The sequence below is a fragment of the Paraburkholderia sp. GAS41 genome, assembly GCF_050436545.1.
Lineage (GTDB): Bacteria > Pseudomonadota > Gammaproteobacteria > Burkholderiales > Burkholderiaceae > Paraburkholderia.
Window position 1 is genome coordinate 122,412 of the sequence record NZ_JBNDMK010000007.1, and the last position, 25,682, is coordinate 148,093.

The following is a 25,682-nucleotide window of genomic DNA, read 5'->3' on the forward strand; positions in this document are numbered from 1 at the left end:
GCGGTGGCGGTAAATTAAGCCGGCACCGACTCCGCCTGCGCCTCGCGCGACCACACCCGATGCTGCTCCGCCGCCGCGACGAACGCCTTCAGCACCTCGGCGATCTGCTTGTCGTCGCCTGTCGCCACGCCGTCCGCATTGGCTGGCAACTGCGCCGCAGCCAGCACGTCGCGGCCCGCGCCCAGCGCCGCGATCGCCTTCAGATGCTTGAACGCTTCGAGCACGAAATGCCGGGCATCGCCGGATTGCGCGAGCGCCTTCGCCCCGGCCTCGCCACCGACGACCACGATCGCGTCGAACATGATGGACGGCATGCCGGCAATCGTGGCATCCGGCTGCAGCGACCCGATTGCCGCGAGCGTCGGCGCCACCAGCAGCGGTGTGGCGCCTGCGTCGCGCAAGGCTTTCTGCAGTTTGCCGATCGCCGCGGCGTCCGAGCCCGCCGCCGCCAGCAAGGCGATCTTCCGCGTCTTGATGCCCGGCTTGCCGCAATTGAGCAGGCTCAGCGCCGGTGAGGTGTCCGGTTTCGGCACAGCCGGCACATTGCCCTTCTTCGGCGCGGGCAAACCAAGTCCGGCGGCGACTTCGGCCGCGAGGCCCGCGTCGAAGTGAGCGAGGATCTGGGTGACGACGCGTTCGCGAATCTCCGGTTTCGTCACCTTGCCCAGTTCAAACTGATAAGCCGCGCTGATGTGCGCCTTCTCGACCTCGGACATGCTCCGATAAAACAGCGCCGCCTGCGAGAAGTGATCGGCGAACGACTCGCTCCGCACGCGGATCTTCGTACCGTCGACGCGCTCGTGATAGCTCTCGAAGCCCCCATCAGCGTCCGCAGGATCGGTCTCTTTCGGCCAGCCGCCGTTCAGCGAATTCGGTTCGTACGACGCCTGTCCAACGTGGATCGCCTGTCGATGCATGGCGTCGCGCTGGTTGTTCTGAAACGGGCACACGGGACGGTTAATCGGAATTTCGTGGAAATTCGGCCCGCCCAGGCGGCTGATCTGCGTATCGGTGTAGGAAAAGAGCCGTCCTTGCAGCAGCGGGTCGTTGCTGAAGTCGATGCCTGGCACCACGTGCCCCGGATGAAACGCCACCTGTTCGGTCTCGGCGAAGAAGTTGTCGGGATTCCGGTTGAGCGTCATCTTGCCGATGATCTGCACCGGCACCGTTTCTTCGGGAATCAGCTTGGTCGGATCGAGCAGGTCGAAGGGGAAGGTGTGTTCATCCTGTTCCTCGACGATCTGCACACCCAGCTCGAATTCCGGAAAGTCGCCGCGCTCGATGGCTTCCCACAGGTCGCGTCGATGGAAGTCGGGGTCTTTGCCGGCGAGTTTCTGGGCTTCGTCCCACAGCAACGAATAGGCGCCGAGCACCGGACGCCAGTGAAACTTGACGAAGCGCCCCTTGCCGGCCGCATTGACGAAGCGGAACGTGTGGATGCCGAAGCCTTCCATGGTGCGCAGGCTGCGCGGCAATGCGCGATCCGACATGGTCCACAGCACCATGTGCGCGGATTCGGGCACGAGCGAGACGAAGTCCCAGAAGGTGTCGTGCGCGGAACCGCCAGTCGGCATTTCATTGGGTGCCTCCGGCTTGACCGCGTGGACGAAGTCCGGAAACTTGATGGCGTCCTGGATGAAGAACACCGGCATGTTGTTTCCCACCAGGTCGTAATTGCCTTCCTGCGTGTAGAACTTGACGGCGAAGCCGCGCACGTCGCGCACGGTGTCGGCTGAACCGCGCGGCCCCTGCACCGTTGAAAATCGCACATACACCGGCGTCTGGACGGCGGGGTCCTGCAGGAAGCCGGCCTTGGTGTATTCGCTCATCGGCTTATAGACCTGAAACACGCCATGGGCGGCCGAACCGCGCGCGTGCACAATGCGCTCGGGAATGCGTTCGTGGTCGAAATGCGTGATCTTTTCACGCATGATGAAATCTTCCAGCAGCGACGGGCCGCGCGGACCGGCGCGCAAGGTGTTCTGGTTATCGGCGATCTTTACGCCCTGATTGGTCCGCAGCGCTTCGCCATCAGGCCGCAGGCGAAACTGTTCGAGATCCTCGGACTTCGGATCGGTGCTCGTGGCGTGGGGTGCGGGCTGTTGCTGCCTGGATTTACTTGCCATGGAACGACTCCTTGCGTTTAGCGCCGCCAATCAAAACGTCGGCCTGACGCCACGATCCATTTCAGCAAGCGGTGTTCCCATGCAGGCAAGGCTGGCGCCGTCCCGTTAGAACCGCTTCGTCGGCTACTTTCTCCTGGGGAAAGTCTTGGATTGCATAAAAACCTGTATGCATGTACAGTATTTTCAGCCTTGCCTGCTGGGCGTGACCCACGCAGCGGCTGGTGTGGGCAGCGGCGTGGGATGCGGGTGCGTTTAGCGCGCTGGGTGAATATCGGCTACATCCATGGAGACGACATGCTGCGATTGGTGAGCGCGGGAGCGGTAATGCTCGCGGTGGCATCCACGGCAACTGCCGGCGGACATTATGTGGAGGTCTGGAATCCACCTGAAGCGCGTATCGGGCAGCCTGCCGGTAAAGGCAACAACCCCAAGGCGGGCAAGACTGCGCTGCTCTCGCGCGGCATGGGCAAGGTTGCGCCACGCCGCGTCGCGGACCCATTAGCCAAGGCCTCGGCGGGGAAACATGCCCAGGGTAACGCCGTTACGCGTAAGGCCACCCGCCCGCGGTTTATCGACATTCCTCGCATCCTGACGCCGGAAGGCAATGTTCTGCAGGTCGGCACCGGCCACATGTCGGTCCATGTGGTGCGATGATGCAAATGTCTGATTCACAGTAGCGCCATGGAACCCGAACTCTACCAGGGCTATGCGATCTGGGGCCACGCCATCGTTCAAGGCGACGGGTTCGCAGCCAGCGGCACCATCACTCGCGGCAGCAAGCTGGTGGAAGGGTCGGGCGTGCTTGGAACCTTCGCAACCGACGAAGCCGCGCGGTTAGCCGGCCTCGATTGGGCTCGGGCCTGGGTCGATAGTCACGGCTGAATGGTCAAGGGCGAATCAGCGCGGTTGAAGTGAACCCGCGTGCAGTCTTGCATGCGGGCTCGCATGCATCCTCGTATGTACTGTGTCACGCACGCGGATTCACGATCACCCGTTCGCTTTCTATATCAAACCAGACCATGATTCTCCCGCTGATCTGCGAGCATCCGGTTCGCCGCATCCAGGGTTCGGTAGCTTGACGGTAGCGTGTCTTGCAAACCCGCATCCGCAGAGGGCTGCGCAGTAACGGCCTTTACCCCGTTTGCGACGGTAGGTGCGGCGACGTAGGGGACAAATGCTGCGATTGCAGCAACAAACACAAAGGTAAACATGGCTGCCAGCCTCTCGGTTTCCAGGGTTGGGGGCTCCCCGCGAAGAACTTCTCGCTAAGGCATTCCGGTCCACCGCCTGGCAAAAGCGAGCATCCGAAGACTGCATGTCTCGCCCAAGGCCACTGCGTCCATCACCCGCGTGAGGATGACCGGTATGCGTCACCCTGCGCTTCGACTTGTTGCCGATATCTCTGCTGCCATCCCTTTCGATTCTAGTCGTGAATACAAGGCGGCGTTAGCGCCGCGCCAGGGCAAAGGTGTTTTGCCCCGTGTACATGAAATTGTCGATGAGCAGCAGCAGGTCTCTTTCGTCGGGGCGCGTGCCCCACCGGCTATGCCCTGAACTCGACGCGATGGCGAACCACGAATGCGGTGGAAACCATTCGGCGTGCACCGCCCGCTCGCCGATAATGCGCAGCCGTCCCGTATCGCACAGGTACTCCGCGCGAACTGTTTCCCCGTCTACCACTTTGCTTGCAGTAATAGGTGCGGACTCAAACATGATGTCCTCCCGTTTTATGACCCTCTCCCTGCGGACGCGTGACAGTCCACGTGGCTGCATAAGGCAAGTTTTGTGCCGTTTTGGTCAAGTGACCGACGTATGGGCTTTTGCTCAAATCATCAGTTTTGAAGAATGCCTGCTTGTGTGGCGAAGGGGCCGCGTCATGCGCCATCTCGATCCTGCCGGCACCGCTTTAGTGCGCATAAGCCCGTCAGACAAATGAGCCAGGCGCGAAATGAGTGGAGCGTCGCCCCGCGCGCTCGCCATACAGTGTTTACCCGATGTCTTTAATACGGTGTACAGATCAATTGACTAACGATCAGGGAGCCGCAATTTCAAGCTCCGGAACCCGCATCCGCAAACCGTGTTGACGCGATAACCCCGCGCGTCTCGACCTCAACCGGCAATTCGCTGAACTGCACGGCCAATTCCCCTCGTTTCGCCGGATCGTTTCTGCTTCTTTCTCTCTACACTGGTTTCCATGGGCACCACGAATCACCAAGCCCATACGCGGTCTTCCCCCGCGTTGTTTTGACCGTACCCGTAGAGCAGTTCTGTAGTGCAGTACCGGTAGTGGCCGTAGCAAATGCAGTCCATTCAAGTAGTCCGTAGCAGGCAGTAGCAGGCAGTAGCAGGCGCAGTGGCAGTGGCAGTGGCAGTTACTGAAGCATCACAACGCTTCTCGCATCACATGCAATAAAAGCAACAGGGGTTCGCAGCAAAAAGAAGGTGAAGGACCACGTTTCAAGCAGTATTGAAGTGCAACAGTGTTGTTCTGGTGGGAACAGGTCCGCAAGCTCCACGCGCTTGTACGACCCTTCCATCCTGTCCAGCCCTGTCCCTCGCGGGACAGGGCTTTTTTTTCGTCGACGTGCCGCGCGATGTCCCTTTTCGTAACAATCTTTTTCGGCGCTGCGATTTAAGCCTGTCTTAATTGTTGCTTGCGATGATGCAGACACGACGCCTATCAGAGGTTGCTCTTACCCCGCCGGTGCACCGCATGCAAATCGCCAAGGTGGCGGGCCGAGCGTTACAGAACGAGGTTGAAACCGTCATGCCCAACAAATCGCCAAGCCGCAAACGCAACCAGCCCGCCATGTCGCCGCTGCTGCGCGCCCTCACTTTCAGTCGCGCCGCGCACGAACCCGTGACGCAGGCCATGCTTTTGCAGTGCTACACCGCGCTCGACGCGTTCCGACGCGGGCATGGTTCGCGGGATCTGTTCATGACCCTCGGCCGTCACTTTCTGGTGTCGGAGGAACTCTGCCGGCTTGGCCTCGAACCTGATGGTCTGGATTACGTCGAGAGCGCGCACGCCGCCATGGTCCAGCTCGACGCCAGCGAGCATCAAGCCAGCGGCTGGAGTGTCGGCGACGACGAGTACCTGCGCCTGTGCGCAGCGCTGTCGGTTTTCGATGCGCAACTGTCCGCTGCATCGCTCGAAACGATCGCCCGCGCGGAAGCGCGCATGGTGGAAGGCCTGCTTCGCGCGGGACACAAACAGGTTGTCGCCGAAGCGCCCAGCACGGTCTTCTAGGTCTGCTGTGGGATTCACATGAGGTCGGGACGCAGTCGCCCCGCCGTGCGCAGACCCAAACTGGCGCCTGCGCATAGCGGACCGGATTCAGGCGAACTGATCCCTCTGAGCCGGTTCAGAACTCGTAGTTGACCGACAGATCCAGCACCCCGTTCGACGAACGCTGCGTGACCGGACTGCGCGCCGCGCTGCCGACCAGTTGTTCCAGCGCGAAGTCGCACGCGGCAAACCAGTGCTTCTGGAAGAACCAGATCGCGCTCACGCCAAACCCTGCCGATTTCAGACCGGCGCTCGCGTGATACGCCGGGTATTGCGAATCGGCAGCCTGCATGTCGTTGACGCCGAACCAGGTATTCATGTACTTCGAATCCGCGAATGTCACGCTCGGTCCGGCGAACCAGAAGAACGTTTTCGAACTGCCCGGCAGCGGCATATACGCGCCGAGGTCGCCGATCCAGCCATTGGATCCGCCGAAACTGCGGCGGATATCGGCGCGCAACACCAGCGGGAAGCTCTTGGAGACGACGTAATCGGCTGCCAGCTTCAACTCGGGCGCGGGGTTGATGTTGCCGAGGCCGTGCAGATGTTCGTCGTCGTCCTGGCCGCGTCGTCCGAGGTCGTATGCCGCGGCGAGGCTGATCCGCCAGTTCTCGCCCTGCGCGACGTTGGCGCCGAAGCCTTCACCCGTCGAGGCAAAGTACAGGTCGCTATAGCGGATGTCGACGCTCGGGCCGCCTTCGAAGTGATACCGGTCCGCACCGTCGTAGCGTGGCTGGAACGCCGCCGCGGCACCGACCGCGACTTGCCACGTGGGAATTTGCGGCGCCATCATCTTTTCCAGCGGGACGCCGGCGGAATATTGCCATTCCTGCAGCGGCGCCGGCGTTTGCGCGCGGGCCGGTGCCGGCATTACCGCCATGCCGGCAACAGTGGCCGCCGCGAGCCACGGAGACACGGCGATGGCGACGTGGTCGCGGCAACGCGTTATTCGCTTGATACGTCTGTTCAACACCCATCCTCCGATCGCGTTGGCTGCGAATGCATCGATTGCCCGCCGTCCGAAGCCGCCTGCGAGCCTGTAAAGACTGCCACGCGGGCATGCTCTCGCATGTAATTACTTCAGCGGCGGGGAGGTGTGAGTCGGTGTTGACTGGGGTTGATTGCCGCTTGTCCGCGAAAGCTCCGCTGATCCGCAGGCCCATTCTCCACCGCTCACTTCTCGCTGGGTCGACAATCGCAATATCCGGGCCTGAACGGTCGCGGGAAGGCTCGCTGGCGAAAAGCAAAGCAGGCCGTGCGGCGCGGCAACCGCTGAACCAATGCGTTGGGCATGACAGGTTTGCACGCCGCGCATCGCTCCCGGCGCGCAGCGGGGGCCAGACGAATCTAGTGTGTGGGCACAGCCGGCCGTTGAGCGAGAGGCGCCAGAATCTGCTCGTAATCTTCGGGCGTATCCATGTCAGTGGTGAACCGGTCGTGGCGATGCGATATCCACCGCCATGCCGCACACCGGGTTGACGTAGCGCGCGCCGGCAACGCGCGGCTCTTCCGACGTCATCGCCTCGCACGGCGGCAAATCGGGCACCGCCTCGCCGCTCGCCGGGGTCGCGCTTTCAGCCAATGCCACGCGCGCGCATCGTCTCGTGCAGCTTGTCCGCCTTGCGCCGACTCGCGACCATCAACACACCGCGCGCCTCGCTGCGGAGCGCGGCTTCGAGGGCATCCTCGTCGTTGTCGCCCTGCGTGGCGATCAGAATCAGTTGCGGTTTGAGGCTGTCGAATGCGGCCGCGTCGTAGCCTTGCAGGACGTGCCGCAACCCCAGACTCGCAAACGGCGCACTGAACGTGGCCGCCGCGCTCACGCGCAAGCCGACCCGCTGGGCCAGCACGGACGCCTCCAGTTCGTTACTGATGCGCACGCGCTTGGGCTGCCCGGTGCGAATCGCCTGCTGGGCGGCCTGAATCACAATGGCTCTTGAACAGCCCCCGCCAATCCAGCCGTGCAATTCCCCGTTACCGTCGATCAGGGCCTGCGCCCCGACCCAGACGGACGTCGGCGGCCCGGCGCGAATCACGGTCGCCACCGCGAACGGTTCGGACCGGTCGATGAGTTGTTGCTCGAGTTGCAGCAGGGTGTCGACGGTAGCCGTGCTCATTGGAGGGCGGACAACACTTGAGGCAGCACCCGTTCGAGACTCGCGAGGTCACGGCCGCCCGCCAACAGATCGATAAACGGCAGCGCAGCCTGCATGCCGGCGCTGGCCGAGGTGAAATCAGCACGGCTCGCGAGCGGGTTGAGCCATACCAGACAGCGGCAACGGCGCCGCATGGCGGCAAGCGACTGCTGCAGATACTCGGGGTCGCCGGCGTCGTAGCCGTCGCTGACGACCACGACCGCCGTGCGCGCGTGCAGCAGCTTCGCTGCGTACTGCCGATTGAACTCGCCAAGGCTCTCGCCAATCCGCGTGCCGCCGGCCCAGCCCGCTGAAAGCAGTTGCAAGCGCTCCTGCGACCGCCACGGGTCGGGGTCGCGCAAGGCCTGTTCGATGCCCACCAGACGCTTATGGAAAATAAAGCAGTGCACGTCCGAAACCCGCGCGCTCAGCACGCGCGCCAGCCGCAGATAGAAAAAGCTGTACAGGCTCATCGAGCGGCTCACATCCAGCAACAACACGATGCGTGGCCGCTGGCGCCGTTTGCGCCGCCAGCCGAGTTCGAGCGGCATGCCGCCGCGCGAGACGCTGCGGCGGATCGTCCACGCCATATCGACGACACGCCCGTTGTTGGCGCGCTGTTCGCGGCGCAACTGGATGCCCTGTAAGCGTTGCGCGAAACGGCGGATCGCGGCGTCGATGGCAAACCGTTCGTCGGGACGGTTCAGATGCCGGAAGTCCGCATGCGCGAGCGACGCTATAACGGACGCGCCCTGCTCGGCCGTCTTGCCTGCCGCCTGCTCCGGATCGCCCGCACCAGGACCATCGAGGCCGAGCGGCAACCCGTCACTCGCGTCGCGCTGCCCGGCGCTGTCGCCGGTTTCAAGCCGGCCGGCGCCGCCTGCCCGCGACTCGGCCAGCTTGCGGCGATTCAGCGCGAGAAAATAGGCTTCGAACACAACGACGTCGCGTTGCAGATCCTGGGGCCAGCCGGCGAGCAGTCGCTCGGGGTCGATCAGGACAAGCTGTTCGGCATCGACGTGGTGCAGCTGCACCCCGAGAAAAGCCGCGACCAGTTACGCGTTTTGCTGCACTCGCGCGACGCCGGCGGTTGTCAGGTCAAATCGCCGCCGCTGGCGATGATGATCAACATCCCCGACCGCATCCTGATGATCAAGGTCTCGAGGATGAGCGGCATGAGCGGTCCCTGCGGCACGTGCGGCACCTGCATGATCTTCTACGATGTGACGGGGTGCCGGTTAGCCGCTCCAAAACCGCGCATCTGAAAGAATTGCTCGGGGTGGCCCAGGCCGCAGCGTTTTTCTGAGCGGCTCATGCAACCAGCGTTTTGGCCAGCTGTTCACGCAAGAAGACGGTGAAGGCCTGAATCGTGGTCGAGCTTTGGCGATGCTGCGGATACACCGCATAGAGCGCCGACGCGCGCGGCAAAAACGGCTCCAGCACGGCGACGAGTTGCCCGGCTTTGATTCCGGCGGACACGATGAAGTCCGGCAAGCGCGCAATGCCGAGCCCGGCGATGGCGGCGTCGCGTATCAGTTCACCGTTGTTCGCGCGCAGCGGTCCGTGCACCTCGACGGCCTTGTGGACCCCATCCTCGACGAGGTCCCAGATTGCCGGGCCGCCATGTCCGTACAGCAGGCAAGCGTGACGTTCAAGATCCGCCGGCGCGGCAGGCGTGCCGCGGCGCCGCAGATACTGCGGGCTGCAACAGGCCACCATGCGCACTTCGGCCAGCTTTTGCGCGATCAGTGTCGAGTCGGCCAGTATGCCGATCCGAATCGCCATATCGAAGCCCTCGCCAACCACGTCGACGGTGCGATCGCTTAGCTCCATATCGAAGCGCACATCCGGATGCTTTTTCAGGAACATCGCCACCAGCGGCGACAGATGCACCATGCCGAACGACATCGGCGCGCTGACCCGCAGCAATCCATGGGGCGACGCGCGGCGCAGCGACATGGCCTGCTCGGCATCCGTCACCTCCGTGAGGATGCGCCTCGCGCGTTCGTAGAACTCCTGACCAAGTTCGGTCACCGCCAGCTTGCGCGTGTTGCGGATCAGGAGCCGCACACCGAGCGCCTCTTCGAGCGCCATGACACGCCGGCTGACGAACTGCTTGGAAAGCGACAGCCGACTGGCTGCGGCGGTGAAATTGTGGGCGTCGACCGTGGCGACGAAAATCCGCATGTCTTCGAGTTGCATTGCAGTATCCCTTCATCGAGACCCGAGGGCCCGCGAACCCGCGGCTGCCGGTTCGCCGTCGAAGCCGATTGTCCACTCATTTATGACAGTGTTTCCGATTTACAGCCGATTATAAGCGCATTGATTGACTTAAACTGCTGTTCATGGATCACGGACGACAACCCTCGCCGGATCGCACAATCAAGGAGAAACACCATGCTCGAAATCAGACACGCCAATCAACGCGGCCGCGCGGAGCACGGCTGGCTCAGCTCGCGTCATACGTTTTCCTTCGCCAGCTATCACGATCCGAAGCAGAACGGTTTTTCGGACCTGCTGGTGATCAACGATGATCGTGTCGCTCCGTCGCAAGGGTTTGGCAAGCATCCGCATCGCGATATGGAAATCTTTTCGTACGTGCTGGAAGGCGCGCTGGAACACAAGGACACCATGGGCACCGGTTCGGTGATCGTGCCCGGCGATATCCAGTTGATGAGCGCGGGCACAGGCGTCGCCCACAGCGAATACAACCACTCGAAGGCCGAGCCCGTGCATTTCCTGCAGATCTGGATTGCGCCGGCAACCAAAGGCACGCCGCCGCGTTATCAGCAAAGCCACTTCGGCACGGCGGAAAAACGCGGCAAGCTGCGCCTCGTGATCTCGCCGGACGGAGCGCACGAGTCGCTGCAGGTGCAACAAGACACGCGCGTCTATGCCGGTTTGCTCGACGGTGACGAAAGCGCACAGGTGGAACTGGCGGCGGATCGCTATGCTTACATCCACGTGGCGCGCGGCAGCATCACCGTGAACGGTGTGACGCTCGGGGAAGGCGACGGCGCACGGGTCCGCGACGAACAGCTCCTGACGTTCACGCAGGGCCACGACGCCGAAGTGCTGGTGTTCGACCTGCGCAACATTGAGATGTCCGAACTGTGGGCTTGAGCCCTTCATAACCACAAACCTGATTCACTGGAACCCATCATGCGCTACACACTATTTGAAACCCGCAAGGACGAACTGATCCTCGTCGCCCGCATTTTGCTGATGTTGCTGTTCGTGCTGTTCGGCTGGTCGAAGCTGACCGGCTTCTCCGGCACCGTGGCTTATATGACGCAAACCGGCGCGCCGATGCCCGAGGTGTCGGCGATCATCGCGGTGGTGATGGAGTTTGTCGTGGGCGTGGCAATCGTGGTCGGCTTTTATACCCGGCCGCTGGCGTTACTGCTCGCGCTCTACACGTTCGGTACGGCGCTGATCGCTCACCATTACTGGACCATGAGCGGCGCGGAGCAATACATGAACATGATCAACTTCTACAAGAACGTCAGCATTATCGGCGGCTTGCTGCTGCTGGTCGTGACCGGGCCGGGCAAGTATTCGATCGACAGGAAGTGAAGCCGGAATCGCGCCGCTCAGTCACTCGACTGTTCGAAGCGGCGGTTTGAAAATGCGGGCAAAACCGAACAAGCGAATTGCCTCGGTTATTGCCCGCTGTTCGCATCATCGCGAGACGTCTTGCTCCACTACGATGGTGACGTGGCTTTCAGCGAAGCCACCGCCAATACGTAGCCCCGCTGCTGAAAATGAACCACCGCCCGACGCGATGGTTCGATCAGAACGGGAATGCAGTCTGCACGCCGCTTAATCAGGAGACGGCCGTGGATATCGTGAAAATTGCCAGGGCAGCCGGTTTGCAGATTCTGCTCGATGCCCGGATTGGCCGCGAAACCTATCACAGCGTGAGCGGATCGCTCTCTTCGTTACAGCGTTTCGCCGATGCGGTGTGTGCCTCGATGGCAGATGAATTTGCCGTACCGGTCGAACAGCCTGAACGTCACGAAGCGTGATGACCCAGGTCTTCAGAGGGCACGGCGTGCGCGCAGCTTTACCGCGCGCTGGCTTTCTCCCCCGCACTCTGCTTGTTTAGGACTGCCGGCAAGACGCCGCTCGCGGCTGTTGCTTCATCCACGGTGGTGCGCCCGCCGTCGCGGAAAAATGCCTGCACTGCCGCGTTGTTCAGCACGAGAACGCTGATGCGCCGGTTGATCGGTTCGTCCAGGACATCCTTGTCCAGTGGTAACACATCGGCTAGTCCGCGCACCTGCAGCAGTTTGTCTTCGCGCAGACCTCCCGCCACCAGCGCGCGGCGCGCTGCATTGGCGCGGTCGCTGGACAGTTCCCAGTTCGAATAGCCCGCGGTGCCGCCCGAGTAAGGTACGGCATCCGTATGTCCCGCAATCGACACGCGGTTGTCGACGTCGTTAAGCGACGCCCCGATCTGCTGCAGAATCGTCACCGCATAATCTTCCAGTTTCGAACTGCCCGATGCGAACATGGGCCGTTTGAGTGAATCGACGATCTCGATGCGCAAACCTTCGTCGGTAATCGCCACGCGGATCTGCTGCTTATACGCCCTCAACGCAGGGCTTTGTTCGATCAGGGCGCTAATTTTCGCCTTGAGTTGCGCGAGCCGCTGCGCGTCCACCTGCAGCGGCGGCGGATTGACCGACGGCCTGGCAGGCTGCGCCTGACTCTTGTGTGCCACGCCCGGCCGGCTGTCCGATGCGTCACGGCCACCGCCGTGCACCACGCTCGGCCGCGCCGAACCAGTGCCCTCTTTGCCGCCCAGCATGGTCGAAAGCGGCGTGTTGAAATAGTCTTCGATGCCTTGCTTGTCGTACTTCGAGGTCGAGCACAGCAGCCACATCAGCAGGAAGAACGCCATCATTGCGGTGACGAAGTCGGCATAGGCAATTTTCCAGGCGCCGCCATGATGCGCCTCGTGCGCCGCGCCCCTGCGCAGACGCCGCACGATGATTGGCGCGGAGGCTTCCTGTGCCCCACTGCTCGAACGGTTTTCAGCCATGCTGCTTCTCGATCACGCTGCCTTGGGCAGCTTGGTTGCGCGGACCGCGTCGTCGAGTTCCTTGAAGCTGGGACGGTCGGCGGTGAAGAGCACTTTGCGGCCAAACTCGACGGAGACAGGCGGCGCATAGCCGCTCATCGACGCCAGCAGCACAGCCTTGACGCACTGAAACGGCTTGGCCGCGGCGCGTCCTTTGGCGTTGAGCAGATCGGCGAGCGGGCCGACGAATCCATAGGCGAGCAGAATGCCGAGGAAGGTACCCACCAGTGCGCCGGCGATCATTTCGCCGAGCACAGCGGGCGCCGCGCCGACCGAGCCCATCGTATGCACCACGCCCATTACCGCGGCGACGATCCCGAACGCCGGCAAGCCATCGGCCATTTTCTGGATCGCATTGGCGGCCACGTTGGCCTCGGCGTGATGCGTCTCGAGCTCCTCGTCCATGAGATCCTGCATTTCGAGCGCGTTGACGTTGCCGCTCGACATCATGCGCAGATAGTCGACGATAAAGTCGAGCAGATGATGATCCTCCAGAACATGCGAATACTTCTGAAACAGCACACTCTGTTCTGGCGCATCGACATCGGCCTCCAGAGACATCATGCCTTCTTTACGCGCCTTTTGTAGCAGCTCATAGAGCAGCGCGATCAGTTCGAGATATTTCTCTTTGGTGTAGCCACCGCCCTTGAAGCAGGTGGGAATACTCTTGAGCGTCTTCTTGAGCGTGGTGACCGGATTGCTGACGACGAACGCGCCAATTGCCGCGCCAAAAATACACAGGAGTTCGAATGGTTGAACCAGCGCAGGCAGATGCCCACCCACGCCCACAAAACTCCCAATGACCGATCCCAGCACCAATACCCAACCGATTGCGACAAACATGACATCTCCGTTTTCAAACGCGGATCCAAACGTCTGCACGACAACGCTGGGCCTTGTTGTTTCAGCGTCACTCGTGCTCCCCCTTTTCAACAATCCGCACCAGAGCCGACGCGCCTGTGACAGCGCCTGTCCGGCAAGACTCGATGTTCGCGGTCGGCGCAAACGCAATAAATGCGGGCCACCCACCTGATAACGACGCGGTTTCGATTGACTTGAACCAGGCTTTCCCCGATAGCAAGCGAATGTTCCAGCCGGTTAATAGCTTTATTGTCGGCAGCGCGAACAATTTCTTGAGCGGGAAAAAATATTAGCCCCGCGGCTCGGAAGTGATCGTCCGGTCAATAAAGCAGTCGCTGAAAACAACGAAGCCCGCGCAAAGGCGGGCTTCGTTGTCATACAGCGGGCAGCGGTCCGGCTACAGCCGCCGGCCGTCCACGAGCAAGATTTAGCTCTCGGCGAGCGCAGTTTCTTCTTCGACCGCGACTTCCGCTTCATCGTCTGTACTACTGCGGATCAGATGATCGAAGGCAGCTAGCGATGCCTTAGCGCCGTCGCCCAGCGCAATGACGATCTGCTTGAACGGCACCGTCGTCACGTCGCCCGCGGCGAACACGCCAGGCACCGAAGTCGCACCGCGTGCGTCCACCACGATTTCGCCGTGCTTCGATAGTTCGACCGTGCCCTTCAGCCACTCGGTGTTCGGCACCAGACCGATCTGCACGAATACGCCTTCCAGTTCGACCTTTTTGATCTCGCCCGAACGCAGATCCTTGTAGACGAGGCCGTTGACCTTCTTGCCGTCGCCGGTGATTTCCGTGGTCTGGGCCTGCGTCACGATGGTAACGTTGGCGAGGCTGCGCAGCTTTCGTTGCAGCACTTCGTCAGCACGCAGTTCAGCGCCGAATTCGAGCAGCGTTACTTCACGCACGATACCCGCCAGATCAATCGCCGCTTCGACGCCCGAATTGCCGCCGCCGATCACCGCAACGCGCTTGCCCTTGAACAGCGGACCGTCACAGTGCGGGCAGTAGGCGACGCCATGATTGCGATACTCGTGCTCGCCCGGCACGTTGATTTGACGCCAGCGCGCACCGGTGGCGAGCACGATGGTTTTCGCCTTCAGCACCGCACCGTTCGCGAGATGAACTTCGTTGATGCGGCCCGGAATCAGCGCTTCGGCGCGCTGCACGTCCATGATGTCGACCTCATAGCTTTTCACGTGCTGCTCAAGCGCCGTGGCGAACTTGGGTCCTTCGGTCTCCTGAACGGAGATGAAATTTTCAATTGCCAGCGTGTCGAGCACCTGTCCGCCGAAGCGTTCCGCGACCACACCGGTCGCGATGCCCTTGCGTGCGGCGTAGATTGCCGCGGCCGCGCCCGCGGGGCCGCCGCCGACGATCAGCACATCGAATACTGGCTTCGTCGCCAATTGCTTGGCAGCACGCGCGCCGGCACCCGTATCAAGTTTGGCGAGAATTTCCTTTACGCCGCTGCGACCCTGGCCGAACACTTCGCCATTCAGGAACATCGTCGGCACGGCCATGATCTGACGTGCTTCGACTTCGTTCTGGAATACCGCGCCGTCAATCGCCACGTGGCGGATGCGCGGGTTGATCAAGGCCATCACGTTCAGGGCCTGCACGACTTCCGGGCAGTTCTGGCATGACAGCGAGAAATAGGTTTCGAACTGATAGTCGCCGTCCAGTTCGCGGATCTGTTCGATCACCGCGTCGTCGAGTTTGATGGGGTGACCGCCCACCTGCAGCAGCGCGAGCACCAGCGAGGTGAATTCATGTCCCATCGGAATGCCGGCAAAGCGGATACCCGTGTCTTTACCCGGCTCGCCGATCGAAAACGACGGCTTGCGTTGATCGTCGTCGCGCCGTTCGATCACCGTCACGCGCTCCGACAGCGTCGCGATGTCTGCGAGCAACGTCAGCAGGTCTTGCGATTTGGCGCTGCCGTCGAGCGAGGCAACGATTTCGATCGGCCGGCTGACTTTTTCCAGGTACGATTTCAACTGAGTCTTGAGATTGGCGTCCAGCATGACTATTCGAATTCCGTGACGAGAGTGGGAGCTCCGGGCGCCACCGCAGCGTGTGGCGAGCAGACGCGCGGACCGCATGCATGACATGGCACGATGCGGCCCGCACCAGAGAGACGCCTGCAAGAGGCGTGTGATGCGATACTGCCAGGTAGAGCTAAGCGAGTCTGCTTAGATCTTGCCGACCAGGTCGAGCGACGGAGTCAGCGTTTCAGCACCCGGCGTCCACTTGGCGGGGCACACTTCACCCGGATGCGCTGCGATGTATTGCGCGGCTTGCACCTTGCGCAGCAGTTCGCCGGCGTCACGGCCAATGCCGTTGTCGTGAATCTCGCACAGCTTGATCTCGCCTTCCGGGTTGATCACGAACGTACCGCGCAGTGCCATGCCTTCTTCTTCGATCAGTACATCGAAGTTACGCGAGATAGCCAGCGTCGGATCGGCGATCATCGGGTACTGGATCTTCTGGATCGTGTCCGAGGTGTCGTGCCATGCCTTGTGGGTGAAGTGCGTATCGGTCGAGACGCTGTAGATTTCCACGCCAAGCTTCTTGAATTCGGCGTAACGATCGGCCAGGTCGCCCAGTTCGGTCGGGCAGACGAACGTGAAATCAGCCGGGTAAAACACGAGCACGGACCACTTGCCTTTGAGACTTTCTTCCGTGACGGTCTGGAAGTCGCCGTTGTGGTAAGCGGTTGCCTTGAAGGGTTTGACTTGGCTGTTGATGATCGGCATTTGCTGCGTCCTCTTGTTACGTGGTTGAGAAAGTGAAGACAGTATGTCGCAGGACGCTTAATAGAAAAAGTTGATTGTATATATCGACGCAATTGCTATTGGCTATATTCAGACGAAGCCCGTGCCGGCGGGGGTTTCCGGCCGCCGTTCAAAAAAATCACCGGCTTTGAAAGCGGTTTTTACCGTTCCTGGGCAATACTTGCAGCTTCTCCCGCCATATTGACACCGCCTTCGCCCATGATTTGCGCGGCGATACTGGAGATGGGACACGCTTTGAGAGGAAGCCGTAACAGCATGAATCGACACCAGCATTACGACGCGCACCGGCGGTTTGCCCCGCGCTGCGCGCAATGGCCCGGCCGCTCGCCCGAGAGGGTGCGATGACCGCCACCCAGGCACGCCCGTCCTTCATCGGCTGGTTGCCGTATATCGTCGCGGCGACCTTCTTCATGGAGTATCTCGACACCACGGTGATCGCGACGGCTCTGCCGCAAATGGCGCATTCGTTTGGCGTCGGCCCGAACAGTCTCAGCCTCGGCATGACCGCATACATGCTGGCGCTCGCGATTTTCATTCCGGTGAGCGGTTGGGTGGCCGACCGCTGCGGTTCACGCACGGTGTTCTTCAGCGCGATCGGCGTGTTTACGGTTGCATCGGTGCTGTGCGGGATGTCGCAAAACGTCACGGAGTTCACGGCCGCGCGTTTGCTGCAAGGCATCGGCGGCGCGATGATGGTGCCGGTCGGCCGGTTGATCGTCGTGCGCAGCACCGAAAAGGCGCGGCTGATGCAGGCCATCTCCACGATTACGTGGCCGGCGATCGTGGCGCCGGTTGTCGGACCGCCGGTGGGCGGCTTCATCACGACGTATGCGAACTGGCGCTGGATCTTTCTCCTGAACGTGCCGTTCGGTATCGCGGTGATGGCCGCGGTGGTTGCGTGGGTGCCGAATCTGCGCGGCAGCGAACGCCGCCCGCTCGACCTCGTCGGTCTGGTACTGAGCGCGGCCACCCTCACCTCCGTCCTGTATGGCGCCGAACTCGCCAGCCAGCCCGGCGAGAGTCCGTGGATTGCGGCGGCTTTCGTGGCGGCGGGTCTGGCGCTCGGGTTCGTCGCCTTCCGTCATGCCCAACGCCACCCGCACCCGCTGATCGACGTGTCGACGCTCAGGATTCCCACCTTCTCGGTGACCATCGTGACCGGCTCGTTCACCCGCATCGGCATTGGCGCGGTGCCGTATCTGATGCCCTTGCTGTTCCAGATCGGTTTCGGACTGTCCGCGTTCAAGTCGGGGCTATTGCTGCTCGCGAGCGCCGTCGGCAACCTCGGCATGAAGGCGCTGACCACCCGCATCCTGCAACGCTTTGGCTTTCGTATCGTGTCGATCGTCGACGTCGCGGTGGCCGGCCTCTTCACGATCGCCTGTGGCCTGCTAACACCGGCGTCGCCGCTGGCGTGGGTGCTGATCGTGGTGTTTGTCTACGGCGTGGCGCGCTCGATGCAGTTTTCGACGCTCGCCACCCTGGCATACGCAGACGTCGCGCAGCCGCAGATGAGCGCTGCCAGCACGCTCTGGAGCGCCGCGGCGCAGATGACCATCGGCCTCGGCATCGCTTTTGGCGCGGTGGCCCTCCGTGGCGCGGCGGTGTTCAACGGCGAGTTGTCCGGCCGCGTTTTTACGCTGGACGACTTCCGCATCGCCTTCCTCTGTGCCGGCCTGCTGACGCTCGTATCGATGTGGGGATACTGGCAGATGGCCCGCGACGCGGGCCGCAGCGTAGGCGGTGGCTCGAGGCGGCAGGATGCGTCGTGAGAGCGTGAATGTCGAAGGGGTTGCGCGAGAGCGCGTTGGACACGCGCTCACAAACAGGATCCAGGTAACCTCCACCTGCGTCTTTCTACCGCTCCGGTCATCGAGACCCTTCCACCGGAACGCTGGCCATTGCGCTGAATGAGCGCGATCTCCAGCTGGAATCTGCGTGTAGCCGATTTTCTTGTACCCACGTGGGACTCAGAGGCTCGGCCGCGCTGTCATATCCCCGCAACCTTCGACCGCTAACTTGCAGGCATCACTCCAAACCAGTCCACCCCATGCCACCGCCGTCAGAGCGTCCCCGCCAGTCAGGCGGCCGTGTGTTCAAGGCGGCCTATGTGAGCGCCATGCTGAATGCCGCGTTGATGGCGATGCAGATCGTCGTCGGCCTGCTCGCTCATGCGGATGGCCTAGTGGCGGATGGCATTCATACACTCAGCGATCTCGCGGCGGACGGCGTCGTCATTGCCATGCTGTTGGTCGGCGCCGCTGCGTCCAGTCGACGTGCCGGCAGTGTCGAAGGCAGCCTGGGTGCCACGCTCGCCTCGCTGTTCATCGGTATGCTGCTGATCGCCACCGCCGGCGAGATGCTGTGGCATAGCATCGGGCCGGCCACCCTCCTGACGGCCAGCGCAACCGTCCGTGCAAGCGCGCTCTTGGTTGCCATCTTCGTGATGCTCGCCAAGGAAGCGCTGTTCCGCTACATGCGCTCAGAAGCGCTGCGTTCGCACTCGGGTGTGCTGCTGGCCACCGCGTGGCACGCGCGGCTCGACGCGCTGTCCGCGTTGCTTGCCACGCTAGGCATCGTCGGCAGCATGGCAGGCCTCGCGATGCTGGATCACGTCGCCGCCGGTGTGATCGGTCTGATGATCCTGCTGATGGGCTACAACAACTGCTGGGCGGCCCTGAAAGATCTGTCCGCGCGCCCGCTCGGCAACGCGCCAGGACATGGAACATGAGTGCGCAGGAAGGCTATCGTCGCACTCCACGAAACACGCTGCGCTTGACTCGCGGCGCCGTTTGTGATCCTATTACGCCCATGTTCCGCGCACAGACCCTGCTATCCCTCCTACTACTAGCCCGCTCTACCGGGCTAGGTCTGCTGCTACGCGCTTCCTGCATCTAACGCATCTGAAGCGTCAATAATTCCCAAGCTTTGCTGACCTTGCCCCGGTTGCCAACCGGCGGCCGCGCTTCGTCTCGTTCCTTTTGCGTCGCTTTTGAACCCACGAGCCCACCATGTTGAAAAATCCTGCTACCAAGTACCGCGCTTTCGCTCCTGTCAACTTGCCTGATCGCGCCTGGCCCTCGCGCACCATTACGCATCCGCCGATCTGGATGAGTACCGATCTGCGCGACGGCAATCAGGCCCTGTTCGAGCCGATGGACGCGCAACGCAAGATGCGCATGTTCAAGACGCTGGTTCAGATCGGTTTCAAGCAGATTGAAGTCGCTTTCCCGTCGGCGTCGGAAACCGACTTCAATTTCGTGCGCGAACTGATCGAGGGTGGCCATATTCCCGATGATGTGACCATCGAAGTGCTCACGCAGGCGCGTGACGACCTGATCGAGCGCACCTTCGAATCGCTGCGCGGTGTCCCGCGTGCGATCGTCCATCTGTACAACGCTACCGCGCCGGAATTCCGCAAGATCGTCTTCGGGCTCGAGCGCGACGGCGTCAAGCAATTGGCCGTCAAGGCAGCGCGCACCATGAAGCGTCTCGTGGACGCGACGCCGGAAACCGCCTTCACGCTGCAATACAGCCCCGAGGTATTCAGCGGCACCGAACTCGAATTCGCCAAGGAAGTGTGCGACGCCGTGTTCGACATCTGGCAGCCGACACCCGAACGCAAAGCCATCGTCAACCTGCCGGCGACGGTCGAAATGTCCACGCCGAACATCTATGCAGACCAGATTGAATGGATGCACCGCAACCTGGCGCGGCGCGATTCGCTGATCGTGTCCGTCCATCCGCACAATGATCGCGGCACCGCGGTCGCAGCGGCTGAACTGGCCGTGATGGCCGGCGCCGATCGCGTCGAAGGATGCCTGTTCGGCAATGGCGAACGCACCGGCAACGTCGACCTCGTGACGCTCGCGCTCAATCTGTACACGCAAGGTATCGATCCGGGCCTCGACTTCTCGAACATCAACGAAGTCGCCCGCACCGCCGAGGAATGTACGCAATTGCCGGTCCACCCGCGTCATCCGTACGTTGGGGACCTCGTGTTCACGGCCTTCTCCGGCTCGCACCAGGACGCCATCAAGAAAGGCTTTGCCGTCCAGAAGGACGATGCGATGTGGGAAATGCCCTACTTGCCGATCGACCCGCGCGATCTGGGCCGTACTTACGATTCGATCATCCGCGTCAATAGCCAGTCGGGTAAAGGCGGCATCGCCTATCTGCTCGAACAGACCCATGGCGTGGTCCTGCCGCGCCGTTTGCAGGTCGACTTCAGCTCAGCGGTCCAGCAAGTGAGCGACGAAAGCGGCCAGGAAGTCAGCGCCCAGAAGATCTGGGAGGTGTTCCAGGACGAATACGTACGTAGCGTTTCCCCGTTGCGCTACATCGGCCATACGCTGTCGGAAGATGGCGGCCGCGAACGCATCAAGCTGACCGTGGAACTCGACGGCGAGCGTACCGTGCTGGCCGGCGAAGGCAACGGCCCGCTCGACGCGCTGATGCACGCATTGCGCACGCCGGTGCGGATCCAGCATTACGAGGAACGCGCGCTCACGCAAGGCGCCGACGCGAAAGCGATTGCGATTGCCGAAATGGCCGGCGCGCAGGTGGTGGGTAACGCGTTCGGCGTGGGCATCGACGCGAATCTGATTACGGCGTCGATCCGCGCTGTGATCAGCGGGATCAACCGGGCGTATGCGCGCTCAGATGCCGAATCCCAGGCGCATTTCTTCGATGCGGTGCTGCGCGAAGTCACTCATGACAGCGAACGCAGCAAGGCGCTGCAGGCAGGCTGATGATGCGCTTGCGCAGCCACCTGTGACGAAGCGCAGGTGAAGCGTGGGGCCGCTGGTGCGGCGCCCACGCCACTTGTGACTTGCCACTTGCATCCAGATCCAGCGCAGCAGATCGCCCGCCACGCTGGTTCTCTTGCATCTGACCGCGCCGAAGCGTCTCGCACAGCAACTGTGTCCCGAACCCTCAGTGCATCAAGATCAGACGTACTCCCGCTCGCGCATCCACTTCGTCATGATCCATTTGTCGCCGGCCCGCACCGGCGCGCCGCCGTGCAAAGTTAATGGATCGAGCTGCCGCTGGCCGTTCAGATAGCGGAAATACACCGCGCCACCCTGTCTGCCGGCAACCGCGAATCCTGCCTCAGGAAAAATGGTTTCCCCACCATCCGGCACATCGTTGAGGTAGACGATGAGGGTCGCCACACGTTGTCCGCCCCGTGCCGTATGCACGGCGCTGCCCGGCTGATCCGGCGGAAAATAGTCGAAATGTGGACGGTATTCGCCACTCGTGCCGTAGTGCAGAATCTGCAGTCCTTCACCGTTTTCGATGGGCCAGTTCATGAGGCTGGCAATCCGCTGGTCGATGCGCTCGATAAACGCATCCTCGCCGCGCGGAAACCAGATACCCTCGCTGGTGCGATTGCGGATGATGTCCTCTTGTCCCGTTTCCGCGTTGACGGTGGTGGAACGCTTAAGGCGGTGTCGCGAACGCTCGATCATCTCGGCGCACTCTTCGGGTGAGAGCACGTCGCCGAATACGACCACCTGGGGGCGCTCGCAACGCATCAGCACTTTTACGTCGCGATCGAACGCCCGGATCAGGTTGCCGCTCGCTACCGGCAGCGCGTCGTACTGGTAGACACCTTGTGGCGCCTTGACCAGTTGTGCCACGGTGCCGCCCCCGGCCTGGTTCGCGTCTGGTGTTTCTACCTGGCTCGCGACAGCAGCGCTCACCCCGTTGCCGGAACTCGCCCCTGCCGATGTCAGGCTGACCGCGCGCTGCACCGCAGCGCTAGCCGAGAACGAATCGAAACCCGCTCCCATCATTGCTTCGATCATCGAATGCACGGTACAGCCGCGCTTTGCATTGGTGGCGAGCCAATCCTCCCAAGCCGCATCCACGACAGGCATAGGTATTCGTCCCATTTGATTTTGATAGTTCGGCGCGCCCGGCAATTGGCAGCTAACCCCTGCTATTGCCCTCCCAGGTGCAGCGCGTCCGCTGACGAAATACTGCATCATCTGGCTGGCCTCGCGCAAGTAGACCGGATGGCCAGCCCCTCGAAGCCGTTTCGTGAACTACGGTGCCGTCTCGCGCAAGGTTGACCCTTGCGCTCCTTTCGCCCGGTAAGCCGCGAGGCCTTTCTTCGCCTGAGTGCGAATCGCCCGCTGCACGAAGGGCGTCCAGCCGAGCAAGACACCCTTGAAGCCCAGCGCCTGTCGTGACCAGCGCCACAGATCGAAGCTATCTCGATGCTCGACGATGCGCCCGTCCCGGAACACGAACTGCGCCTGAATCCGGTTGACCACAGTGCGGCCGGTCTGACTGAACAGATAACGCGCCACCCAATGGGCGCGACCGGTTCGATCATTGGCGTCGACGGCGTCGAACGTCAGGGAAAACGCCTGGGCACGCTGCACCAGCATGCGCCACATGTCGCGCGCCTGTTCGCCGCGCAGTTCGCCGAACACGGGGTCGCTGAAGACGACGTCGTCCGCATAGCACGCAGCCATGGCTTCGGCGTCACGCCGTTGAAATGCCTCGTAGAAGCGATCGATCAACTCGGTGTTCGGATGACTCATGGTTGGCGTTTTCCCCGGTTAGACGGATTGGCGTCTGGCGAATGTCCACAGCGCCACTAAGCAAGTGGTTTATCCAACCCACTTGCTGCGGCGCTTGCATTGTGCCATCCAAACCGTCCGGCCCCCCGCAAAAGAACGGCGATCGGATCCAAGCCGGCGAATGGCCCGTCGAGCAGAACCTGCTGCTCCCGGAAACCTATCTGACCGAGCGCGCCGTCACACCCCCAGCCTGCCCCGCCATACGATCCGCCGCACGCATGGCCAGCAACCGGACCGCTAGCGCGATCACGATCGCCGTTGCCGCAGCCAGATAGAGCGCCGCGGCAAAACCGCTGGCAAAGCTCGCATGCGCGGCGAGCGCCAGCGAGTCGCGAATGGCCGCTGGCAGATGCGCACTGGCCTGAGCGCTATCGCCAGCCAGCACGCTCGACATGAAGCCCGGATCGAGCTGATGCCTGACGCTCGCGCTCAGCTCGGGGCGCGCGTAGAACACGGTCTGGGTCCGCGCCGCCAGCACCGCACCGAGCACCCCGACCGACGTCACGATGGCCGTAAAGCGTGTCGTCGTGCTGATTCCCGATGCCATGCCGGTACGGTTGGGTGGAACGCACGCCATGATGGCTTTTTGCGTGTCGCCGTTCAATACGCCTGCACCAAGACCCGTGATCACCATGCCGCACGCCACAAGGTCGTAACGACCTGCCGCGGCAATCCAGGCCGTCAGCAGGTTGCCGCCACCAATCAATAGTAATCCTATGCTTAGCATGGACATGCTCGACCGATGCTTCGACAACCGCGCACCGACATACGGACCCAGCACCATCGCGAGCGCAAACGGCAGCATTCCCACGGCAGCCGCGATCGCGGATAGCCCGAAGGCATTCTGCAGATAAAGCGGCAGGAAGGTCATCATGACCTGCGCACAAGCGGCATAGCCGAACATGGCGAGGACCGCGGCGACGAAACGCGACTGACGGAACAGCGCCAGATCCACCATGGCGTGCCGGCGCACCCGTTGCACCTGAACGAAGGCCGCCAGCAGCAGCGCCGCAGCCGATAGCTTGATGCCCGTGGCGCCACTCGCCCATCCCGCTGCCGGCGCTTCGATCAGGGCCCAGATGCCCACGGCCAGAGCCAGGCCGAATAACAGGCTGCCCGCCGCATCGACCGGTCCAGCGTCCCGGTTGCGCGACTCATGGATCGCGCGCAGGACGCACACGGCCAACACCGCGCAAACCGGCAGATTCATCAGGAAGATCCAGCGCCAGCCGAGCCATTGCGTCATGACGCCGCCGACGAGCGGCGCTACGGTCGTCGCCAATCCCATACAGGTGCCCCATATCGCCCACGCCCGCACACGCTGCGGTCCTTCATGAAACGTATTGGCGATGACGGCCAGCGCGGCGGTCAGCAGCATCGCCGCGCCGACGCCCTTCACCGCTCTTGCCACATTCAGCACCGCCGCCGACGGCGCCACGCCGCAGCCAAGCGACGCCAGCGCGAACACGGCTAGGCCGAGCAACAGCATGCGCTTGCGGCCAAAACGGTCGGCCAGACCGCCTGCGGGTAGGAGGCACGACGCGAAGGCGACCATATACGCGCTGACCACCCATTCGACGTCGGCAAAACTGGCGTGGAACGAGCGCGCGATCGACGGCAAGGAGACCGCCACCACGTTGGTATCGAGCACGATCAGCGCACAGGTCGCCGAGGCGGTGGCGAGCACGAAACCCGCGTGGGTGGCGCTGCGCCTGGCTGCAGCCGGGTGAGATGGGTCTGCGGCGCGATTGCTCCGCTCATCGGGAATCTGGGGCATACGGCTCACCGGAACTGGAAAAAGACTCGCACCACTCTAGCGGGGTCTCAATTAGCTGTCATTGACATAGAATCGCTAAATAATTGATCAATCTGACAATACTATGCGACAGCTCGAACTGCACCATCTCCGCTGTATTGCCTGCGTCGCTAAACACCTTCATTTCTCGCGGGCGGCCGAAGAACTGGAGATCGCCCCGCCGTCTCTGACGCGGCACATTCAGGAAGCCGAACGATTGCTTGGCGTGCGGCTCTTTCATCGAACCAAACGTTCGGTGGCGCTGAGCGCAGCGGGCGAAGCGTATCTCGCGGATATCACGCCGGCGCTCGACCATCTGGCGCGCGGTGCGGAACGTGCCGCGCTTGCGGAGCGTGGCGAACTGGGCCGCGTTGAAATCGGTTATGTCGCCTCGGCCGCCTATGCCGGTGTGCTGCGGCAAGCGGTGGGCGGCTTCCGTGCTGCGCATCCCGGCATCGACGTCAGCATTCGCGAGGTGCCCATGGATCGCGTGCCCAGCATGTTCAACGACGGCCAGCTCGATGTCGCCTTTGTGCGCCCGCCCATGCAGTTGAGCGAAGGCATCCGCGTCACCACGGTGCATCGGGATACGTTCGTGCTTGCGCTGCCGGAAGACTCCGAACTGGCGGCCTCGGCGACACTGGCTCCGGCGCGCTTGCGCGACGAGTGGTTCGTGCTGCCGGAGCAGGAATCCGGCACTTACGAAGTAGCCCGCCGCGGCCGTTTCGTGCCGAAGCTCGGCCCACAGCCCGGCACGCTCGCCGCGGTGCTGGCCTGTGTATCGCTGGGCGGCAACGTGGCCGTCGTGCCGCACACGCTGGCCGACTGCATTGCTCTGCCGGGCGTGGTCTACCGGCCGATCAGCGGGAAACCGGTGCCATCCGAAATCGCACTCGCCTACCGGCAATTCGAACGCGCCCCTGCGGTGCGTCTCTTCGTGGACCATGTAAAGCGTCGATAGCAAGGTGTGCGTCGTGCTGTGCCGTTACCACGCGCG

At 62.3% G+C, this 25,682-nt stretch carries 24 protein-coding genes and 1 pseudogene; 11 read left to right on the plus strand and 14 right to left on the minus strand.

The genetic code is table 11. From position 1 onward, the window contains the following. Nucleotides 1-14 precede the first annotated feature (14 nt). The gene (gene katE, locus P3T43_RS12715; protein ID WP_429281398.1) at nucleotides 15-2,126 is read right to left on the minus strand and encodes a catalase HPII; all 2,112 of its coding nucleotides are present in this window, start codon (nucleotides 2,124-2,126) and stop codon (nucleotides 15-17) included. Between the two features lie 294 nt (nucleotides 2,127-2,420). Between katE and P3T43_RS12720 the strand changes: the two genes are divergently transcribed. Then, nucleotides 2,421-2,780, plus strand: coding sequence for a hypothetical protein (locus P3T43_RS12720; RefSeq protein WP_429281399.1), 360 nt, complete (start codon nucleotides 2,421-2,423; stop codon nucleotides 2,778-2,780). 27 nt (nucleotides 2,781-2,807) lie between these two features. Next, entirely contained in the window at nucleotides 2,808-3,008 is a 201-nt protein-coding gene (locus P3T43_RS12725; protein ID WP_429281400.1) for a hypothetical protein, read from the plus strand. A gap of 564 nt (nucleotides 3,009-3,572) precedes the next feature. Here the strand turns inward: P3T43_RS12725 and P3T43_RS12730 are convergent. Next, the gene (locus tag P3T43_RS12730) at nucleotides 3,573-3,839 is read right to left on the minus strand and encodes a hypothetical protein (protein ID WP_429281401.1); all 267 of its coding nucleotides are present in this window, start codon (nucleotides 3,837-3,839) and stop codon (nucleotides 3,573-3,575) included. A gap of 1,054 nt (nucleotides 3,840-4,893) precedes the next feature. Between P3T43_RS12730 and P3T43_RS12735 the strand changes: the two genes are divergently transcribed. Beyond that, nucleotides 4,894-5,376: a hypothetical protein gene (locus P3T43_RS12735; protein ID WP_429281507.1), complete on the plus strand. Its 483-nt coding sequence runs from the start codon at nucleotides 4,894-4,896 to the stop codon at nucleotides 5,374-5,376. Between the two features lie 115 nt (nucleotides 5,377-5,491). Here the strand turns inward: P3T43_RS12735 and P3T43_RS12740 are convergent, their stop codons facing one another. The 4 genes from P3T43_RS12740 to P3T43_RS12755 all read right to left on the minus strand — a co-directional run bounded on the left by P3T43_RS12740 (nucleotide 5,492) and on the right by P3T43_RS12755 (nucleotide 8,488). Then, nucleotides 5,492-6,295, minus strand: coding sequence for a MipA/OmpV family protein (locus P3T43_RS12740; protein WP_429281508.1), 804 nt, complete (start codon nucleotides 6,293-6,295; stop codon nucleotides 5,492-5,494). A 540-nt stretch (nucleotides 6,296-6,835) separates the two neighbouring features. Further along, on the minus strand, nucleotides 6,836-7,003 hold the full coding sequence (locus P3T43_RS12745; protein ID WP_429281402.1) for a hypothetical protein: 168 nt from the start codon (nucleotides 7,001-7,003) through the stop codon (nucleotides 6,836-6,838). After that, entirely contained in the window at nucleotides 6,990-7,532 is a 543-nt protein-coding gene (locus tag P3T43_RS12750) for an XdhC family protein (RefSeq protein WP_429281403.1), read from the minus strand. The genes P3T43_RS12745 and P3T43_RS12750 overlap by 14 nt, the downstream gene beginning before the upstream one ends. Then, the gene (locus P3T43_RS12755) at nucleotides 7,529-8,488 is read right to left on the minus strand and encodes a vWA domain-containing protein (RefSeq protein WP_429281404.1); all 960 of its coding nucleotides are present in this window, start codon (nucleotides 8,486-8,488) and stop codon (nucleotides 7,529-7,531) included. Before P3T43_RS12755 ends, P3T43_RS12750 begins: the two co-directional genes overlap by 4 nt. Between P3T43_RS12755 and P3T43_RS12760 the strand changes: the two are divergent. Then, nucleotides 8,489-8,779: pseudogene (locus tag P3T43_RS12760) on the plus strand (LytTR family transcriptional regulator); the annotation flags it as partial. Between the two features lie 82 nt (nucleotides 8,780-8,861). Here the strand turns inward: P3T43_RS12760 and P3T43_RS12765 are convergent. After that, nucleotides 8,862-9,752: a LysR family transcriptional regulator gene (locus P3T43_RS12765; RefSeq protein WP_429281405.1), complete on the minus strand. Its 891-nt coding sequence runs from the start codon at nucleotides 9,750-9,752 to the stop codon at nucleotides 8,862-8,864. 195 nt (nucleotides 9,753-9,947) lie between these two features. On the opposite strand from P3T43_RS12765, the gene P3T43_RS12770 reads away from it, so the two are divergent. From P3T43_RS12770 to P3T43_RS12780, 3 genes are all read left to right on the plus strand, one after another. Further along, the gene (locus P3T43_RS12770; protein ID WP_429281406.1) at nucleotides 9,948-10,673 is read left to right on the plus strand and encodes a pirin family protein; all 726 of its coding nucleotides are present in this window, start codon (nucleotides 9,948-9,950) and stop codon (nucleotides 10,671-10,673) included. 39 nt (nucleotides 10,674-10,712) lie between these two features. Next, nucleotides 10,713-11,126: a DoxX family protein gene (locus tag P3T43_RS12775; RefSeq protein ID WP_429281407.1), complete on the plus strand. Its 414-nt coding sequence runs from the start codon at nucleotides 10,713-10,715 to the stop codon at nucleotides 11,124-11,126. Between the two features lie 263 nt (nucleotides 11,127-11,389). Next, on the plus strand, nucleotides 11,390-11,578 hold the full coding sequence (locus P3T43_RS12780) for a hypothetical protein (RefSeq protein WP_429281408.1): 189 nt from the start codon (nucleotides 11,390-11,392) through the stop codon (nucleotides 11,576-11,578). A 38-nt stretch (nucleotides 11,579-11,616) separates the two neighbouring features. On the opposite strand, the gene motB is transcribed toward P3T43_RS12780, so the two are convergent. From motB to ahpC, 4 genes are all read right to left on the minus strand, one after another. Next, complete coding sequence (gene motB, locus P3T43_RS12785; protein ID WP_429281409.1) at nucleotides 11,617-12,597, minus strand: flagellar motor protein MotB; 981 nt, start codon at nucleotides 12,595-12,597, stop codon at nucleotides 11,617-11,619. Between the two features lie 12 nt (nucleotides 12,598-12,609). Further along, entirely contained in the window at nucleotides 12,610-13,479 is an 870-nt protein-coding gene (gene motA, locus P3T43_RS12790; RefSeq protein WP_429281410.1) for a flagellar motor stator protein MotA, read from the minus strand. A gap of 445 nt (nucleotides 13,480-13,924) precedes the next feature. Continuing rightward, on the minus strand, nucleotides 13,925-15,526 hold the full coding sequence (gene ahpF, locus P3T43_RS12795; RefSeq protein ID WP_429281411.1) for an alkyl hydroperoxide reductase subunit F: 1,602 nt from the start codon (nucleotides 15,524-15,526) through the stop codon (nucleotides 13,925-13,927). A 168-nt stretch (nucleotides 15,527-15,694) separates the two neighbouring features. Beyond that, a complete protein-coding gene (gene ahpC, locus P3T43_RS12800) occupies nucleotides 15,695-16,258 on the minus strand; it encodes an alkyl hydroperoxide reductase subunit C (RefSeq protein ID WP_429281412.1) in 564 nt (187 codons plus the stop codon). A gap of 380 nt (nucleotides 16,259-16,638) precedes the next feature. On the opposite strand from ahpC, the gene P3T43_RS12805 reads away from it, so the two are divergent. The 3 genes from P3T43_RS12805 (at nucleotide 16,639) to leuA (ending at nucleotide 21,048) form a co-directional block, all read left to right on the plus strand. After that, nucleotides 16,639-18,069, plus strand: a complete 1,431-nt coding sequence (locus P3T43_RS12805) for an MFS transporter (RefSeq protein WP_429281413.1) — start codon at nucleotides 16,639-16,641, stop codon at nucleotides 18,067-18,069. A gap of 278 nt (nucleotides 18,070-18,347) precedes the next feature. Beyond that, nucleotides 18,348-19,028, plus strand: coding sequence for a cation diffusion facilitator family transporter (locus P3T43_RS12810; protein ID WP_429281414.1), 681 nt, complete (start codon nucleotides 18,348-18,350; stop codon nucleotides 19,026-19,028). A 280-nt stretch (nucleotides 19,029-19,308) separates the two neighbouring features. Then, nucleotides 19,309-21,048: a 2-isopropylmalate synthase gene (leuA, locus tag P3T43_RS12815; protein WP_429281415.1), complete on the plus strand. Its 1,740-nt coding sequence runs from the start codon at nucleotides 19,309-19,311 to the stop codon at nucleotides 21,046-21,048. Nucleotides 21,049-21,246: 198 nt separating this feature from the next. Here the strand turns inward: leuA and P3T43_RS12820 are convergent, their stop codons facing one another. From P3T43_RS12820 to P3T43_RS12830, 3 genes are all read right to left on the minus strand, one after another. Further along, nucleotides 21,247-22,179, minus strand: a complete 933-nt coding sequence (locus P3T43_RS12820) for a 2OG-Fe(II) oxygenase (RefSeq protein WP_429281416.1) — start codon at nucleotides 22,177-22,179, stop codon at nucleotides 21,247-21,249. 168 nt (nucleotides 22,180-22,347) lie between these two features. After that, entirely contained in the window at nucleotides 22,348-22,851 is a 504-nt protein-coding gene (locus P3T43_RS12825; RefSeq protein ID WP_429281417.1) for a nuclear transport factor 2 family protein, read from the minus strand. 196 nt (nucleotides 22,852-23,047) lie between these two features. After that, a complete protein-coding gene (locus P3T43_RS12830; protein WP_429281418.1) occupies nucleotides 23,048-24,667 on the minus strand; it encodes an MFS transporter in 1,620 nt (539 codons plus the stop codon). Between the two features lie 103 nt (nucleotides 24,668-24,770). On the opposite strand from P3T43_RS12830, the gene P3T43_RS12835 reads away from it, so the two are divergent. After that, nucleotides 24,771-25,646 carry a LysR family transcriptional regulator gene (locus P3T43_RS12835; protein ID WP_429281419.1) on the plus strand — a complete coding sequence of 292 codons (876 nt, stop codon included), beginning with the start codon at nucleotides 24,771-24,773 and terminating at the stop codon, nucleotides 25,644-25,646. The last annotated feature ends 36 nt before the right edge of the window (nucleotides 25,647-25,682 follow it).